Here is a 14,541-nt window from a genome sequence, read left to right as displayed (position 1 = left end):
GGAGTGGTAATGCTGATTAAAAGTCTGATGGGCTTGTTCGCCGCTGGTGCGCTCGCGATGCTGAGTGCCTGCAGCACGCCCTGCGACAGGCCGGGGGGATTGTGCGCGCCTATCGAGCCAAACACAAGTGTCGCACCGGCGCAGCCGCGCGCGCCCGAGGTCCAGGAGCCGGTCGTGCCGGAAGCCGAGGTCGAGACCATGCCGGTCGACGCGCCTCCCGGCGCTGTGGCGGCCCACCCGCGCGCGGCGGACCTGCCTACCGCCGTGCCTACCGCCGTGCCTACCGCCGTGCCTGCCGCCGCCGCTCCCGACCCCAAGTCCGCCACCCGCATCGGCCTGCTGCTGCCGACCCGCTCCGACGCGCTCGGTCCGCCGGCGGGCGCCTTGCGCGCCGGTTTCATGGCCGCCTACGAACGCGACCGCAGCGGTTTCGTGGTCAACCTGATCGAAACCGGCGACAGCGCCCAGGAAGTGCTGGCCGCCTACACCGAGGCGCTGGCGCAGAACGATGTCGTGGTCGGCCCTTTGGCGCGCTCGGCGGTGAGTGCGATCGCTGCCGCCGGCGTGGCGGTCAGCAAGCCGACCCTCGCCCTGAATCATCCGGAAGGTCGCGCCACCCACGCGGCCCTGCCGCATAATATGCTGGTCATGGGCCTGTCGATCGAAGACGAGGCGCGCCAGGTGGCGCAGTGGGCCGCCAGCGAGCATCCGGGCGCGCGCGCCCTGGTCGTGTCGGGCGCGAATGCCTGGCAGCGCCGCATCGCCAGCGCCTTCGCGGCCCAGTGGAAGCAACTGGGCAACCAGTCGCAGACGGTGGAACTGGCGGCCTCGAACGGCTATCTGAGCGAATCGGGCATTTCCCAGCTGAAAAGCCGGGTCGATGCCGACCTGCCGACGCTGCTGTTTACCGCGCTCGACGCCGACCAGCTGCGCCAGGTGCGCGCCTCGCTCGGCAGCAACGTGCCGGCCTACGGCACCTCGTCGGTCAATCCGGGCACGGAGCCGGGCACCGCGCTGGCCGAACTGGACGGCGTGCGCCTGCTCGACCTGCCGTGGGAAGTGCAGCCCGACCATCCGGCCGTGATGGTGTATCCGCGCTGGAACGCCAGCCGCCGCACGCTCGACCTCGACCGCCTGTATGCGCTGGGCATCGATGCCTTCCGCGTGGCGCGCGAAATCACCCTGCGCCCGGGCGCGTCGTTCAGCATGGATGGGGTGACGGGACGGCTGTCGGTCAGCTTCGGCAACGGTCCGGCGCGCTTCGAGCGGATCCAGCCGACCGCGGTCTACCAGGGCGGCAGCTTCAAGCCGGCCGACGGCGTGAACTGATATGTGGCCGGCCCGGCTCAGCGGCAAGCAGCGCCAGGGCCAGCTGTGGGAACAGAGCGCACTCGCGTATCTTCAGCGCCAGGGTTTGCGGCTGGTGGAAGCGAACTACCGTTGCCGGGGCGGCGAAATCGACCTGATCCTGCGCGACGGCGAGGCGCTGGTGTTCGTCGAAGTGCGCCAGCGCGCCAACGCCAGCCACGGCGGCGCGGCCGCCAGCATCACCGCCGCCAAGGTCGCCCGCATGGTGCGCGCGGCCCAGACCTATTTGCTGCGCTTTGCGCAGCTGCCGCCATGCCGCTTCGACGTGGTGGCCATCGATGGCGAACAGATGGACTGGCTGCGCAACGCCATCCAGTTGTAAGCAATTTTAATCGTACCTGGCCGGGTTCTCCGGCCGCTGCACTATAATCCCCCACTATGAATACTCAACGCATCCTCGCCCACTTCCACGAAAGCGCCGAACTCAAGATTCAGGCGGCTTCTGCCCTGGCCCAACCTATCTCGCAGGCGATCGAACTGATGTTCTTCGCTTTGTCGAATGGAAACAAGATTCTTGCCTGCGGCAATGGCGGTTCGGCTGCCGACTGCCAGCACTTCGCGGCCGAGCTGGTGGGCCGCTTCGAGCGCGAGCGCTTTCCGCTGCCGGCGCTGGCGCTGACCACCGATACCTCGATCATGACGGCGGTGGGCAACGATTACAGCTACCGCGAGATTTTCTCGAAGCAGGTGCAAGCCTTCGGCCAGGCCGGCGACGTGCTGCTGGCCATTTCCACGTCGGGCAACTCGGCCAACGTGATCGCCGCGGTCGAAGCGGCGCTGGAGCGCGAAATGCGCATCGTGGCGCTGACCGGCAAGGATGGCGGCGCGCTCGGCAAGATGCTCACCGATGCCGACGTGCATATCTGCGTACCGCACGCGCGCACCGCGCGCATCCAGGAAGTCCATCTGGTGACGATTCACTGTATTTGCGACGGCATCGATGTCGCCCTGTTCGGAGGAGATGTGAATGAATGATTCCAGTCTGCGCATACTGCGCCCGCTGGCCAAGGCGGCCGTGTGCGTCGCCTTGCTCGGCAGCCTGCAAGGCTGCATCGGCCTGTTCGTGGGCGGCGCCGTGGCCGGCGCCGTGGCCACGGCCGACCGCCGCACGCTCGGCGCCCAGGCCGACGACAAGTCGATTTCGCTCAAGGCGGAAATGCGCTTGCCGAAAATCACCGGCGAAGATGTGCACATCAATGTCAACAGCTTCAACCGCAAGGTGCTGCTGACCGGCGAAGTGCGCGACGAGGCCATGAAGGCGGCGGTCGAGCGCGAAGTGGCCAGCGTCGATGGCGTGATGATGGTGATTAACGAACTGGAAGTCGGTTCGCCCGCCACCTACACCTCGCGTTCGAACGATGCGCTGATCACCACCAAGGTCAAGGCTAGCCTGGTGGACATGAAAACCATTTCGGCCACTTCGTTCAAGGTCATCACCGAGAACACTACCGTGTTCCTGATGGGCCGCGTGACCCAGCGCGAAGGCCAGGTCGGCGCCGACGTGGCGCGCGGCGTGGCGGGCGTGAAGAAAGTGGTCAAAGTACTGGAATACATCAGCGAAGACGAACTCAAGGCGATTTCGCCACGTTCGACGTCGGTCCAGTTGTAGTTGTAAGTACTTCGGCGGGGGCGCCCAGCCGGGGTGCCAGCCGGGGCGCCGAGCACCGCCCGGGCCGCCTTGCGGGCAGCGTTTCGACAGCGCGGCTATAATGACTTTCCGTACTATTCCAGCACCCACAGTCATGTCCACCCAGACCCCGTCCCGTTCCTCCTGGCTCAAACCGGCGCTTATCGGCGCGGCTGTGCTGGCCATTGCCGCCGCCGGCTATGTCGCGCTGACGCGCGGCATGGCGCCGGACGTGACCTTCCTCGACATCAAGGGCCAAAAGATCAGCTCGCAAAGCTTGCGCGGCAAGGTGTTCATGGTCAATTTCTGGGCTACCTCGTGCGCAACCTGCGTCAAGGAAATGCCGCAGATGGTCGACACCTACAACAAGTTCAAGGGCGAGGGCATGGAGTTCATCGCCGTGGCGATGAAGTATGACGCGCCCAACTACGTGCTTAATTTCACCGAGACGCGCCAGCTGCCGTTCACGGTGGCGCTCGACAGCAGCGGCGATCTGGCCAAGGCCTTCGGCGACGTCACGCTGACGCCAACCACCTTTGTCATCAATAAAGAAGGCAAGATCATCAAGCGCTATGTGGGCGAACCGGATTTCCCGGCGCTGCACAAGCTGCTGCAAGAGACGATTGCGGGTAAAGCCTGATTGGCATCGGATTCGACGACTGCCTGAGGTAGCGTTACCCTCAAAACCCCGTCTGCACCGACAAATACGCGCCGCGCTGGCGCTTCGGATTGAACACCGTAATCTCCCCCAGCACCGCATACGCCGCCGTCACCGACACATGCTTGCTCGGGAACCAGGCCACGAACACGTCGTAATACGCCTTTTCCTTGTCCACCCCCAGGTTGTGCGGCTTGCGCCGGTATTCCACGCCGGCCACCATCTGGCGGTCCACCATGTAGGCGGCCGACACTTCCAGCATCGCCTTGTAGGAATCGCCCTGGTCGCCGCCAAAACCCAGCAAGCCCATCTGATTAGCCTTGGTGGCGCGCACGGTCGCGTTGAGCAGCAGGCTCTGCGCCAGCAACACCTTGCTCGCGGCCAGGTACACATCGGTGCCGCTGTCATCCTTCGCGCCCAGCTGCGTCACATTGCTTACGCCCAGCGCCCCCAGCCCGCCCACGCCCTTGTTGCGCTTGTACAGCGCGCCGACGGCGATTTGCGGCAGCAACACATCCTGCCCGTAGACGGCGTCGCCCGCCAGTTTCACTTTCACCCCCAGGATATCCTGCTTGATGCTGAGCCGGTCGAGCGGCGCCAGGCTGCCCTTGAAGTGCTGCCGCGCCAGCGACAGTTCGACCCGGTCGGCCAGCCCGACGGCCATCCCGGCCGTGTCGAGCGTGTAATCCTGGGTGCGCACGCCGCTGTAGTGCGCGTTCGCGCCCCAGCTGTCGCGGCTGCCGTAGCCAGTGATCAGGGCCCACGGGGAGAGGCCGCCGCCGCCCGCCCCTTCAAGCTGGCTGACGCCGCCCGTCGCGCTCAGCTTGCCCATATCGGGCCGGCCCTGTCCCTGCGCCCCACCCGCCGCCATACTTGCCACCAAGAACAACCCACCCAAACGCGCCCTGTGCATACGCTCTCCTTGAATACGCTGAACGAAGTAAGCCGTCTCCACGATACTGCGTACGCAAGCAGCGCCCGATTGGATTCAACTATTTTGCGGTCATTTGCAAATAAGTTTGTTGTATTCCGATAGGCCTTCGCGATAACCTCACCAAGCCCTCCGCGCCACGCCGCGGCCACCCGAACCCACTTGCAAGGCGCGCTGTGTCCACCGACGTCAACCCGCTCGACCCGCAGCAACTGAGAATCTGGCTCCTGGCAGCCGGCAAGCGCGATGCCCGCGCCTTCCGTTCTCTCTACGATGCAACTTCTCCGAAACTGTTTGGCTTCGCGCTGCGTATATTGCACAAGCGCGAGCTCGCCGAAGAGGTGTTACAAGAGAGCTATGTCGCGATCTGGAACAATGCCGCCAACTACCAGAGCCATCTGGCAGCACCGATGACCTGGATGGCCACCATTGTCCGGAACAAGGCGTTCGACCATCTCAGGCGCAGCGACGCCGCGCTTGAAATCGATGCGGAACAGTTTGATAGTGAAGTCATGCATGCTCTACAGGATCCGCAAGCGACGCCGATCGAGGCCTTGCAAATGAGTGGCGATGCGAAAGCGCTGGCGTGGTGCATGTCCGCGCTGGAAGGGATGCATCGCCAGGTGCTTGCGCTGGCCTATTTCCACGACCTGTCGCACAGCGAAGTGGCCGAGCAGATGAAGCTACCAGTCGGAACCGTGAAAACCTGGATCAGGCGCAGCCTCGAAAAACTGCGCACCTGCCTCGCGCAACGGGAGCAAGCATGAATATCCGACATAACATGGTCCTGCGCCAGAAACTGGCGGCGGAATACGTGCTGGGCACGCTCAAGGGCGGCGCGCGCCGCCGTTTCGAGGGCTGGCTGCACCAGGATGCCGACCTGCGCAACATCACCGCGCAGTGGCAACAGCGCCTGGCGCCCATGGCCGAATTCGCCGGCGACGTGACACCGCCGAAAAGCGTGTGGAGCGGCATCGAACGGCGCCTGAACCTCAAGCCGGGCGCGGCCGCCGGCTGGCGCTTCTGGCTCAATGACAACCTGGCGTTCTGGCGCAGCCTCGGCATGGTCTCGACCGCGATGGCGGCCTTGCTGCTGGTGCTGGTGCTGACCAACCGTCCGCTCGATGCGCCGGTGATTAGCTACGTGGCCACGCTGAGCGACGACAAGGCACTGACCGTCATGGTGCTCACCGCCGACCGCAAGCACCGCGCGCTCGAGGCGCGGGTGGTGGGCGGCGACCAGGTCGCCCCCGACAAGAGCTTGCATCTGTGGGCAGTGCCGAAGTCGGGCAAGCCGCGCTCGCTGGGGGTATTGGCCGACAACAAGGGCAAGTTTGCCTTGCCGGATAATGCGATCAGCGATGATGTGGCGGTGCTGGCGGTGACCCTGGAGCCGAAGGGCGGCTCGCCGGACCCGAACGGACCGACCGGGCCGATCGTGTACAAGGGGAACTGGGTCAGGCTGTAAGCGCGCGCCACGCCACTGCATCGGCAAGCTCGTCCCCGCAGCGGGGTCGAGCGCAGGCCTACTTCGTCACGATTTCCTTCTGCATCGGCGCCAGCCGGGCCACCAGCTTGTTCTGCACGGCCGGCGCGATGCCGTGCTTGTCCATGGCCGCCTGCAAGTGCTCGGCCAGCGCGTTGAACTGGGCGTTGGTGATGTTCAGGCCGTCGTGGATATCCTTCATGTCCTTGCCCTTGTACTTGCACGGTCCGCCGGCCAGTTCGCAGAACTGTTCTTGCAGCCGCATCGCCAGGTTCTTCAGGTCGCTATCCTTGAACGATTCCTTGATGCGCGCATCGGCCGTGATCATCGGTACGAGGGTGTCCACGATCTTCCTGATCCCGCTCTGGCCGCCCAGCCCCTGGTAAGTGCTGTCTTCGGTGGCGGGGCCGTGCGCGCAGCCGGTGGCCAGCGCCAGCGTGCCGATGCAAACAAGCTCAGTCAGCGTTTTCATTCGTTCTCCGGACATGGTTGAAAGAGTATCGAACCTGACAAGCAATCGCGCCCGCCGCAACCGGTGTGCCGCAAAACCGCATCCTTAGCCGGGGCCACGCGCCAGCGCCCGGTCCACCGCGGCGGTGAAGGCATCGAGATCGATCGGCTTGGTCAGATAGGCGAAAAAGCCGGCGGCGATGCTGCGCTTGACGTCGCGCTCCATCGCATTCGCACTGAGCGCAATGACGGGAATGTGCGCGGTGCGCGGGTTGGCGCGCAGCTGGCGCTGCGCCTCGTGCCCATCCATGCCGGGCAGGTTGATGTCCATCAGGATGACTTGCGGCAGATAGCTCTGCGCCAGCGCAATGCCGAGCTCCGCGCTGGGCGCGGAAATGAGCGTCAGGTCGGGGCGGAAGCTGACGATTTCTTCCACCAGCAAGAGGTTGGCGGGATTGTCTTCCACATACAGCAAGGTCGCCAGCGCCGCGTTGCCTGACGGCGCCGGCGGCGGCGGGCGCAGCGCGGCCGCCGCCGCGCCCTGGCTGAGCTGGGAGTTGGCGCTTATCTCGAGCTCGATCCAGAACACGCTGCCGATGCCGGTCGTGCTCGACACGCCCATGCTACCGCCCATCAGTTCGACCAGCCGCTTGGTCACCACCAGCCCGATGCCGGTGCCTTCTTCGTTGCCCCCTTCCTGGCCGAGCCGGTTGAACGGCTGGAACAGGGCGGCCAGCTGGTCCTGACGCAAGCCCTTGCCGGTATCCTGCACCGAAATGCGCACCCGCGCCGCGCCGGCCGGGTTGGCGTTGATCACCACCACGCCATCCTCGCGGTTGTACTTGATCGCGTTCGACAGCAGGTTCAGCAGGATCTGCTTGAGCCGCGTGCGGTCGGCTACCACCACCAGCGCTTCCGGCTTGGGAAACACCATGCGGATGCCGCGCTGGGCGGCGCTGTCGCCGACCATGGCCTGCACTTCGTCGAGCAGGTCGGCCAGGACCACCGCTTCCAGCGATACGCTCAGGGTGCCCGATTCGATCTTGGCCAGGTCGAGGATTTCGTTAATCAAGGTCAGCAGGTGCTGGCCGGCGGTCAGGATGTTGCGCACGAAATTGCGCTTTTGCTGTTCGGTCGAGGGCAGCGTCTCGTTGGCCAGCAACTGGGTGAAGCCGAGAATGGCGTTGAGCGGCGTACGCAGTTCGTGCGACATGCTGGTCAGGAACAAGTCCTTGGCCTGGTTGGCACGTTCGAGCTCGACCTTTTTTTCGTTGAGGGCGCGCTCGATGCGCTTGCGGTCGGTGATGTCGCGGATCGCCGACGAGACCAGGACCCCGTCTTCGGTTTCCAGCGGCGACAGGCTGATTTCGACCGGAAACTCGGTACCGTCGCGGCGCAAGCCGTACAGTTCGAGTCCTGCACCCATCGAACGCGGGCGCGGGCCGGCCGAAAAGCTGGTGCGGAAATGCGGATGCTGTTCGGCAAAGCGCTGCGGGATCAGGATCTCGACCTTCTTGCCGAGCAGTTCGCTGCGCGGATAACCGAACAGCTTTTCGGTCTGGGAATTGACCAGCACGATTTCGCCGTCGCGGTTGACGATGACGATGGCGTCCGGCGCCGATTCGAGCAAGCCGCGGAATTTCTGTTCGGCCTTCTTGCGCTCGCTCACATTGCGGATCGCGCTGATGACGAAGGCGCCGGCGTCGGTGCTGATCGGCGACAGGCTGATTTCGACCGGAAACTCGACCTCGTCCTTGCGCACCCCGTACAGCTCCAGCCCGGCGCCCATGGTGCGCGTGCGCGACTGCTCGAAGTAGTGCGAGCGGTGGGCCACGTGGCCGTGCTGGAAGCGGGCCGGCAGCAGCACTTCGATCAGCTTGCCGTTCAGTTCGCCGCGCTCATAGCCGAACATGCGCTCGGCCTGGGCGTTGGCCAGCACGATGGTGCCGGTCGGGTTGGCCATGATAATGCTGTCCGGGGTCGATTCGAGCAGGTCGCGGAATTTCGCTTCGATCAGCAGCGTGTCGCGCTTGGCTTTCGACTGCGTCATGCCGCGCTTGCTGGAGACGATGTAGGCAATCTTGCCGTGCTCGTCGTAAATCACCTTATTGTTCGAGTCGACGTAAATCAGCGCGCCATCCTTGCGGCGGCGCAGCGTTTCGTAATCGAAGGCGCCGTGCTGCTCCAGCTGGCGCGCCGCTTCCAGGTCCAGCTCCCGCTTGCCCGGCAGCGCGATCAGCTCGCGCAGGTCGCGCCCCACGGCTTCCTCGCTGGTATAGCCGAAGATACGTTCGGCGCCATTGGTCCAGCGCAGCACGGTGTGGCCCGGCGTGGTGACGATCACCCCTCCAGGGGCTTCGGCAAGTATGAGCTGATCGAAGTCGATGGTCATCCGGCATTCTCCGGCTGTGGACAATAACGCCGGGACAGGTCGGAACAGACGGCGTAGCGTCCGGCCATGATGCGCTTTTCCGGAAAATTGTCAAATGGACGCTATCAGAGTTGATACTTCCAGTTAGCAACCATGTACCGGCAGGCCACCCTTATTTCGGATACAAAATCATCTGGGTGCAGCGGAACAGGGCGATGGTCTTGCCGTTCGCTTCATTGGTGACCACCACATCCCACACCTGGGTGGTTTTGCCGAGGTGGACCGCCTTGGCCACGCAGGCAATCGCCCCGTCGCGCGCGGTGCCCAGGTGGTTCGACTTGATTTCGATGGTGGTGAAGCTGTTCGCCCCTTCCGGCAAGTTGGCCACGCAGGCGTAGCCGGCGGCCGTGTCGGCCAGGGTGATGACGGTGCCGGCGTGCAGGAAGCCGTTGGGCGCGAGCAAGTGCGGCTTGATCTCCAGGCGCGCCGCCACTTCGCCGCCGCCGACACGGGTGATTTCCACGCCCATGTAGCCGGGCAGCGTGCCGGCGCCGAAACTGTTCATCGATTCAGGGGTAAACTGCTGCTGCGTGCTCATGGTGTTTCCGTTCGTGATTGAAATAAGCACGATTGTACGTTTTTATTCCCTGCCCGGTTACCAGAGGTCCGATCTTGAAAAAACTTGTTTTAACACTAATGTGCCTGCCCGGGCTGATGGCCATGCCGCTGCCGGCAGCGGCGCAAAACGCCACCCCGGCGCGCCTGGTGGACGCGGCGCGCGCGCAGGTCGGCGTGACGACCCGCTACGACGCGCGCTACGAGCGCATCGCCTTTCCCGGCGGCGACGTGCCGCTTGAGCGTGGCGTGTGCACCGACGTGGTGATCCGCGCCTACCGCAAGGTCGGCGCGGACTTGCAGGAACTGGTGCACAACGATATGAAGAAAGCCTGGGATGCCTATCCGCACCTGTGGCAGCTCAAGCGCCCCGATCCGAATATCGACCACCGCCGCGTACCCAACCTGGCCACCTATTTCAAGCGCCACGGCAAGGCCATGACGCCCTCGCGCGATGGCGCCGCCTACCAGGCCGGCGATATCGTGACCTGGATGCTGCCGGGCAACCTGCCGCACATCGGCATCGTCGCCGCCCAGCGCGGCGGTGGCGGTGTGCCACTGGTGATCCACAATATCGGCAACGGCACCCAGGTCGAGGACCGCCTGTTCGCCTGGCCGCTCACCGGGCACTACCGCTGGCATCCGGCGCACCAGCCGGCGCTCAGCGCAAGCCGCTGACCGAGCCTTCCTTCGGATAGTCGATCCGGTACTCGACCTGGAATTTGGCGGTGGCGCCCGCCGCGAGGGTCTTTTTCCAGGCGACCACACCGCGCCGCTGTTCCCAGGTATCGGTGAACGGTTTCGGATCGAACACCGCCTCGACCTTGACTTCCTCGGCCGTGCTGACGGGCGAGGAATCGAACACCATCAGCTCGACCGGCGTCTTGTGGCGGTTGACCAGGGTGAACACATCGGCGCGCACGCTGCTGGCGCGCCCGCCAAAGATGCCCTTGCTGCCGGTCTTGCCGGCGACCGGATCGAGCGTGACCTTGACCAGGTCGTCGCGCCCGAACGAGAACAGGGCGCGCTCGCCATCCTGCAGGCTCCACCGGGTGGCGCCGATGTAGCCGCCATCGCGGAACAGTTGCATGGTGCCGGCCGGCCACACGCCTTCCGGACGAGCCGCTTCGGCCATGACGATGGCGAATTTTTCAAGGCGCGGCGTCACGCGCAGGTGCTGGGTGACCGGCAGCGCCAGGGTCGACAGCACCACCGAGGTGGAGCGCCCGTCGGCGGCCAGGTTGACCCGGCCCGGCACCTCGAATTCGGTGGCGAACACGCCCTGCATCTCGCTGACCTCCTCGTTGTCGCGCTTGATGGAGCTGCCGGTGACCGTCACCTTTTGCGTCCTTTCCATTGCCATCACCGGCGCCGGTGCCGGCGCGTAGGCCATCATGCCCGCGGGCGCTTGCGGCGGATGGTAGCCCAGCAGCCACGGCTGCGGTTCGCGCCCCGTGGGCGACAGGCGCGGCTGGCTGGTCGACAGGGTCAGCTTGACGTTGCTCCAGTCTTCCCCGGTGCTTTGGGAAATCGTGGCAAGCCGCTCCAGGTCGACCCGCGACGCGGCCGAGTCGAGGCTGGCGCGGTAGCCCGGCTTCCAGCCGGCATTGTCGCGCTGGTAGCTGACCGTCAGGGCGCCGGCCTTGGCGGCGGACAGGCGCACCACGATGCTGCGCACATTCTTGTCGTCCGAATTGAGGCCGGCCAGGTCGCTCTCCATGGCCGCGATTTTCTTGTCCAGCTCGCGCTGCTGCACGGCCAGCTTCTGGATCTTGAGCAGCGCCTCGCTGGCGCCGCGCCCCAGGGTATCGATCACGCCGGCCAGCGCCTTGCCATTGTCCGGCCCCTGGGCCTTGCCGCCATCGGGGACCCCGCCGTTATAGCGCTCCAGGTAGCCCTTGACGATCGCGGCCGACCTGGCCTCGGCGTCGAGCATGGCCTTCTGGTCCTTGAGGCGCTCGATATCGGCCGCCAGCTTAGCTTCGGCCGGGTTGACGGCTGCGCTGCCGGCCGCGTCGCGCGAGACCACGTCGACCACGCGGATGCCGGCAGCGGCCTGCACGCGCACGGTTTCCAGGTTGAAGCTGGCGGGCAGGCCATCGATGACGACCTCGGTGGCGCCGGCGGCGACCTGGGCGGTGCGCACCACGGTGGCGCCGCCGGGATACAGGGTGACGGCCGTGACCGGCGCATTGGCAAGGGCCATGCCCGGGCTGAGCAAGGCGAGGGCGGCGAGGACGGGGTAACGCATGGTGTGCCTTTCAAACAGGAATGGGGAAGAGCGCTTGGTATTGAAACGGTTGGGGGCTGAAAAAAGGGTTAAACCGGCCGATGCAGACATGCCGATGAGCTATCGATAAACATACTAACGCAAGGAAACCAACGAATTGCACCTTTAACAAGCCTCGATGGCCCTCGCGTCATCGTTTCTGTTCTGAAATAATATGACATTCGGACCTCGGACGACGATCACGCTCGTCGCCGCGCCCACCCCATCACCAAGGAAGTTTCATGACCGCGATTTGTCGCCTCACCGCCCTCGCCGCCGCCTGCGCCCTGGCCGTGCACCTGACCGGCTGCGTACAGTTCAGCATGGCCGTGCCAGCGGCGACGAAGGGCAATACCGTCAAACTGTACAACGCCAATTTTGACAAGGTTGCCGTCGGCAGCTTCACGCTTGACGCCGGCAAGGACCCCGGCCTCGACAAGAGCCACAGCATCCGCGCCGGCGTGCTGTCGGCGCCAGGGGGCTCGTTCGCCCAGTACCTGGGCAACACGCTCAAAGCCGACCTGCTGGCGGCCAGCCTGCTCGCCGCAGTCCCGCAGGCCACGCGCGAGTATGAACTGCTGTACAGCGACCTGGTCGGCAAACTGCTCGATGACGACGCATTCCGTGCAGCCATCACCAAGTAGGCGTGTCACAGCGCTGTAAGTCGTCGTAAAAACGCCTGCGCTCGCAGGCGTTTGCGCATTCAGGCAGCGGCGTATTCGTGCGCGGCCAGCGCCCGTTCCCAGTACGGTGGCGTGCCCACATGGTCGCGCAGGTAAGCGATGAACAGTTGCGCCTTGACCGGGTGCGAGCGCCCCGGCAAGCGCACCGCGTGGATACCGTCGCTGACCCTTTCCTCGCCCTGGCTCGCCGGGCCGAACAGCGGCACCAGCTGCCCGGCGACCAGCGCCTCGCTGGCCAGCCAGCTCGGCAGATGGGCGACGCCGGCGCCGCCGACGGCCGCGTCCAGCATGAAGTCGACATCATCGCTGCGCAAGGAACCGCTGACCGGCAAGGGTTTGTCGCGGTTGACGCCATCGAAGCACCACCAGCAAGCCAGCGCGCTGCGGCTGACGTAGTTCATGCAATTGTGATCGAGCAAGTCCAGCGGGGTGGCCGGCGTGCCGTGCCGCGCCAGGTAGGCGGGGCTGGCGCAGGCGATGCGCCGGCGCGGCGCCAGATATGTCGCCAGCAGGTCGCTGTCGGGCAGGGGCCCGAGCCGGATCGCCACATCGACGCGCTGGGCCGACAGGTCGATCACGTCGTCGTTCAGTTGCAGTTCCAGTTCCATCAGCGGATAACGGTGCAGGAACTCGCCCAGGGCCGGGGCGATATGGCGCCGTCCGAAGGCGCGCGGGGCGGTGACGGTGAGCACCCCGCGCGGCTCGGGATCGACCGCGGTGACGGCCGCCTTGGCTTCGGCCAGCTCGGCCACCAGGTGGCGCGCGCGCGGCAGGAAGCGCTCGCCGGCATCGGTCAGCAGCACCAGGCGCGAACTGCGCACGAACAGCCTGGCGCCGACGTCCGCTTCAAGCCAATCGATCCGGCGCGATACCGACGAGACCGCTACCTGCAAGATCTTGGCGGCACGCGACAGATTGCCGGTGTCGACCACGGTCAGGAAACAGTGCAGGGCGTCGAACATGGGAATAGCTCCATTGGGATTGCGTACAACGCAAAGATAGTTTGCACATTGCCATATTGTTCCGCGTTGCGCAACGCTGCATACTGCTGCTTAGCATTTTCCCATCACCCTGTTCCGAAAGACGCCATGACCCAATTTCTCCGCACCCCGCGTACCCTGATCCTGGCGGCCGCCCTTGGCGTTGCCGCCTTCGCCGCCAGCCCTGTCCACGCCGCCGCGCCGATGGCCAAGGTATCGGCGCCGGGCTACTTCCGCATGATGCTGGGCGAGTTCGAAGTGACCGCGCTGTCCGACGGCACCACCGAGCTGCCGGTCAACAAACTGCTCAAGACCGCCCCGGGCAAGATCGACAAGGCGCTGGCCAAATCCTTCCTGGCCAGCCCGGTCGAAACCTCGTTCAACGCGTACCTGATCAATACCGGCGGCAAGCTGGTGCTGATCGACAGCGGCGCGGGCGGCCTGTTCGGTCCGAACCTGGGCAAGCTGGTGGCCAACCTGAAAGCCTCGGGCTACCAGCCGGAGCAGGTCGATGAAATCTACATCACCCACCTGCATCCCGACCACGTGGGCGGCATCGCGAAAGAGGGCGCGGCGGCGTTTGCGAACGCCGTGGTGCGGGCCGACAAGCGTGATGCCGATTTCTGGCTGAGCCAGGCCAATATGGACAAGGCGCCGGCCGATGCCAAGGGTTTCTTCCAGGGTGCGGTCGCCTCGCTCAAGCCCTACATCGATGCCAAGCGCTTCCAGCCGTTCGAGGGCGATACGCAACTGGTGGCGGGCGTGAAATCGAGCTCCACCTACGGCCACACGGCCGGCCACACCAGCTATGTGGTCGAGAGCGGCGGCCAGAAGCTGGTCCTGATCGGCGACCTGATCCACGTGGGCGCGGTGCAGTTCGACGAGCCGTCAGTGACGATTGCCTTCGATTCGGACGAGAAAGCCGCCCTGGCGCAGCGCCTGAAAACCTTCAGTGCCGCCGCCAAGGACGGCGCTTTGGTGGGCGCGTCGCACCTGCAATTCCCGGGCATCGGCCATGTGCGCAGCGCAGGGAAATCGTACCAATGGGTGCCGGTCAATTACACGCAAGTACGCTGAGAACAGGGTAGGCGCGGGCGGGCCGC

16 protein-coding genes are annotated in these 14,541 nt (G+C 65.2%); 10 read left to right on the top strand and 6 right to left on the bottom strand.

The genetic code is table 11. From position 1 onward, the window contains the following. The first annotated feature begins 9 nt into the window (after nucleotides 1-9). The 5 genes from F2P44_RS06745 (at nucleotide 10) to F2P44_RS06725 (ending at nucleotide 3,635) form a co-directional block, all read left to right on the top strand. Nucleotides 10-1,329, top strand: a complete 1,320-nt coding sequence (locus F2P44_RS06745) for a penicillin-binding protein activator (protein WP_229423425.1) — start codon at nucleotides 10-12, stop codon at nucleotides 1,327-1,329. A 1-nt stretch (nucleotide 1,330) separates the two neighbouring features. Next, on the top strand, nucleotides 1,331-1,690 hold the full coding sequence (locus tag F2P44_RS06740; protein ID WP_167085950.1) for a YraN family protein: 360 nt from the start codon (nucleotides 1,331-1,333) through the stop codon (nucleotides 1,688-1,690). Between the two features lie 56 nt (nucleotides 1,691-1,746). Next, nucleotides 1,747-2,343, top strand: coding sequence for a phosphoheptose isomerase (locus F2P44_RS06735; protein ID WP_054265336.1), 597 nt, complete (start codon nucleotides 1,747-1,749; stop codon nucleotides 2,341-2,343). Then, entirely contained in the window at nucleotides 2,336-2,977 is a 642-nt protein-coding gene (locus tag F2P44_RS06730; RefSeq protein WP_167085949.1) for a BON domain-containing protein, read from the top strand. The genes F2P44_RS06735 and F2P44_RS06730 overlap by 8 nt, the downstream gene beginning before the upstream one ends. A gap of 133 nt (nucleotides 2,978-3,110) precedes the next feature. Next, nucleotides 3,111-3,635, top strand: coding sequence for a peroxiredoxin family protein (locus tag F2P44_RS06725; RefSeq protein ID WP_167085948.1), 525 nt, complete (start codon nucleotides 3,111-3,113; stop codon nucleotides 3,633-3,635). Nucleotides 3,636-3,675: 40 nt separating this feature from the next. Here the strand turns inward: F2P44_RS06725 and F2P44_RS06720 are convergent, their stop codons facing one another. Beyond that, nucleotides 3,676-4,524: a DUF3034 family protein gene (locus tag F2P44_RS06720; RefSeq protein ID WP_229423435.1), complete on the bottom strand. Its 849-nt coding sequence runs from the start codon at nucleotides 4,522-4,524 to the stop codon at nucleotides 3,676-3,678. A gap of 236 nt (nucleotides 4,525-4,760) precedes the next feature. Here F2P44_RS06720 and F2P44_RS06715 point away from each other — a divergent pair, with 236 nt between their 5' ends. Both F2P44_RS06715 and F2P44_RS06710 read left to right on the top strand, forming a co-directional pair. Next, a complete protein-coding gene (locus F2P44_RS06715; RefSeq protein WP_167085947.1) occupies nucleotides 4,761-5,351 on the top strand; it encodes a sigma-70 family RNA polymerase sigma factor in 591 nt (196 codons plus the stop codon). Beyond that, on the top strand, nucleotides 5,348-6,052 hold the full coding sequence (locus F2P44_RS06710) for an anti-sigma factor (protein ID WP_167085946.1): 705 nt from the start codon (nucleotides 5,348-5,350) through the stop codon (nucleotides 6,050-6,052). The genes F2P44_RS06715 and F2P44_RS06710 overlap by 4 nt, the downstream gene beginning before the upstream one ends. 58 nt (nucleotides 6,053-6,110) lie before the next feature. Here F2P44_RS06710 and F2P44_RS06705 read toward each other — a convergent pair whose 3' ends face one another. From F2P44_RS06705 to F2P44_RS06695, 3 genes are all read right to left on the bottom strand, one after another. Next, nucleotides 6,111-6,542 carry a group I truncated hemoglobin gene (locus F2P44_RS06705; protein ID WP_167085945.1) on the bottom strand — a complete coding sequence of 144 codons (432 nt, stop codon included), beginning with the start codon at nucleotides 6,540-6,542 and terminating at the stop codon, nucleotides 6,111-6,113. An 84-nt stretch (nucleotides 6,543-6,626) separates the two neighbouring features. Continuing rightward, nucleotides 6,627-8,912, bottom strand: coding sequence for a PAS domain S-box protein (locus F2P44_RS06700; RefSeq protein ID WP_167085944.1), 2,286 nt, complete (start codon nucleotides 8,910-8,912; stop codon nucleotides 6,627-6,629). A gap of 151 nt (nucleotides 8,913-9,063) precedes the next feature. Then, nucleotides 9,064-9,489 (bottom strand): PaaI family thioesterase, encoded by a 426-nt coding sequence (locus F2P44_RS06695; RefSeq protein ID WP_167085943.1) that lies wholly within the window; start codon nucleotides 9,487-9,489, stop codon nucleotides 9,064-9,066. A gap of 74 nt (nucleotides 9,490-9,563) precedes the next feature. Here F2P44_RS06695 and F2P44_RS06690 point away from each other — a divergent pair, with 74 nt between their 5' ends. After that, entirely contained in the window at nucleotides 9,564-10,184 is a 621-nt protein-coding gene (locus tag F2P44_RS06690; RefSeq protein ID WP_223165005.1) for a DUF1287 domain-containing protein, read from the top strand. Here the strand turns inward: F2P44_RS06690 and F2P44_RS06685 are convergent. Continuing rightward, a complete protein-coding gene (locus F2P44_RS06685) occupies nucleotides 10,168-11,757 on the bottom strand; it encodes a mucoidy inhibitor MuiA family protein (RefSeq protein ID WP_167085942.1) in 1,590 nt (529 codons plus the stop codon). The two genes, F2P44_RS06690 and F2P44_RS06685, sit on opposite strands and share 17 nt — an antisense overlap. 260 nt (nucleotides 11,758-12,017) lie before the next feature. On the opposite strand from F2P44_RS06685, the gene F2P44_RS06680 reads away from it, so the two are divergent. Next, nucleotides 12,018-12,419, top strand: coding sequence for a hypothetical protein (locus tag F2P44_RS06680; protein WP_167085941.1), 402 nt, complete (start codon nucleotides 12,018-12,020; stop codon nucleotides 12,417-12,419). A 59-nt stretch (nucleotides 12,420-12,478) separates the two neighbouring features. Here the strand turns inward: F2P44_RS06680 and F2P44_RS06675 are convergent, their stop codons facing one another. Further along, entirely contained in the window at nucleotides 12,479-13,420 is a 942-nt protein-coding gene (locus F2P44_RS06675; protein WP_167085940.1) for a LysR family transcriptional regulator, read from the bottom strand. 126 nt (nucleotides 13,421-13,546) lie between these two features. Here F2P44_RS06675 and F2P44_RS06670 point away from each other — a divergent pair, with 126 nt between their 5' ends. Then, complete coding sequence (locus tag F2P44_RS06670; protein ID WP_167085939.1) at nucleotides 13,547-14,515, top strand: MBL fold metallo-hydrolase; 969 nt, start codon at nucleotides 13,547-13,549, stop codon at nucleotides 14,513-14,515. The last annotated feature ends 26 nt before the right edge of the window (nucleotides 14,516-14,541 follow it).

Source organism: Massilia frigida, from assembly GCF_011682175.1.
Taxonomy (GTDB): domain Bacteria; phylum Pseudomonadota; class Gammaproteobacteria; order Burkholderiales; family Burkholderiaceae_D; genus Telluria_A; species Telluria_A frigida.
Note: the sequence above shows the minus strand (reverse complement) of the source record. Positions and strands in the feature narration are given on the sequence as shown.

Excerpts from the sequence above, each read along its gene's own strand:
- F2P44_RS06745 (WP_229423425.1), top strand. The coding sequence starts at position 10 with ATGCTGATTAAAAGTCTGATGGGCTTGTTCGCCGCTGGTGCGCTCGCG.
- F2P44_RS06740 (WP_167085950.1), top strand. The coding sequence starts at position 1,331 with ATGTGGCCGGCCCGGCTCAGCGGCAAGCAGCGCCAGGGCCAGCTGTGG.
- F2P44_RS06735 (WP_054265336.1), top strand. The coding sequence starts at position 1,747 with ATGAATACTCAACGCATCCTCGCCCACTTCCACGAAAGCGCCGAACTC.
- F2P44_RS06730 (WP_167085949.1), top strand. The coding sequence starts at position 2,336 with ATGAATGATTCCAGTCTGCGCATACTGCGCCCGCTGGCCAAGGCGGCC.
- F2P44_RS06725 (WP_167085948.1), top strand. The coding sequence starts at position 3,111 with ATGTCCACCCAGACCCCGTCCCGTTCCTCCTGGCTCAAACCGGCGCTT.
- F2P44_RS06720 (WP_229423435.1), bottom strand. The coding sequence starts at position 4,524 with ATGGCGGCGGGTGGGGCGCAGGGACAGGGCCGGCCCGATATGGGCAAG.
- F2P44_RS06710 (WP_167085946.1), top strand. The coding sequence starts at position 5,348 with ATGAATATCCGACATAACATGGTCCTGCGCCAGAAACTGGCGGCGGAA.
- F2P44_RS06705 (WP_167085945.1), bottom strand. The coding sequence starts at position 6,542 with ATGAAAACGCTGACTGAGCTTGTTTGCATCGGCACGCTGGCGCTGGCC.
- F2P44_RS06700 (WP_167085944.1), bottom strand. The coding sequence starts at position 8,912 with ATGACCATCGACTTCGATCAGCTCATACTTGCCGAAGCCCCTGGAGGG.
- F2P44_RS06695 (WP_167085943.1), bottom strand. The coding sequence starts at position 9,489 with ATGAGCACGCAGCAGCAGTTTACCCCTGAATCGATGAACAGTTTCGGC.
- F2P44_RS06685 (WP_167085942.1), bottom strand. The coding sequence starts at position 11,757 with ATGCGTTACCCCGTCCTCGCCGCCCTCGCCTTGCTCAGCCCGGGCATG.
- F2P44_RS06680 (WP_167085941.1), top strand. The coding sequence starts at position 12,018 with ATGACCGCGATTTGTCGCCTCACCGCCCTCGCCGCCGCCTGCGCCCTG.
- F2P44_RS06675 (WP_167085940.1), bottom strand. The coding sequence starts at position 13,420 with ATGTTCGACGCCCTGCACTGTTTCCTGACCGTGGTCGACACCGGCAAT.
- F2P44_RS06670 (WP_167085939.1), top strand. The coding sequence starts at position 13,547 with ATGACCCAATTTCTCCGCACCCCGCGTACCCTGATCCTGGCGGCCGCC.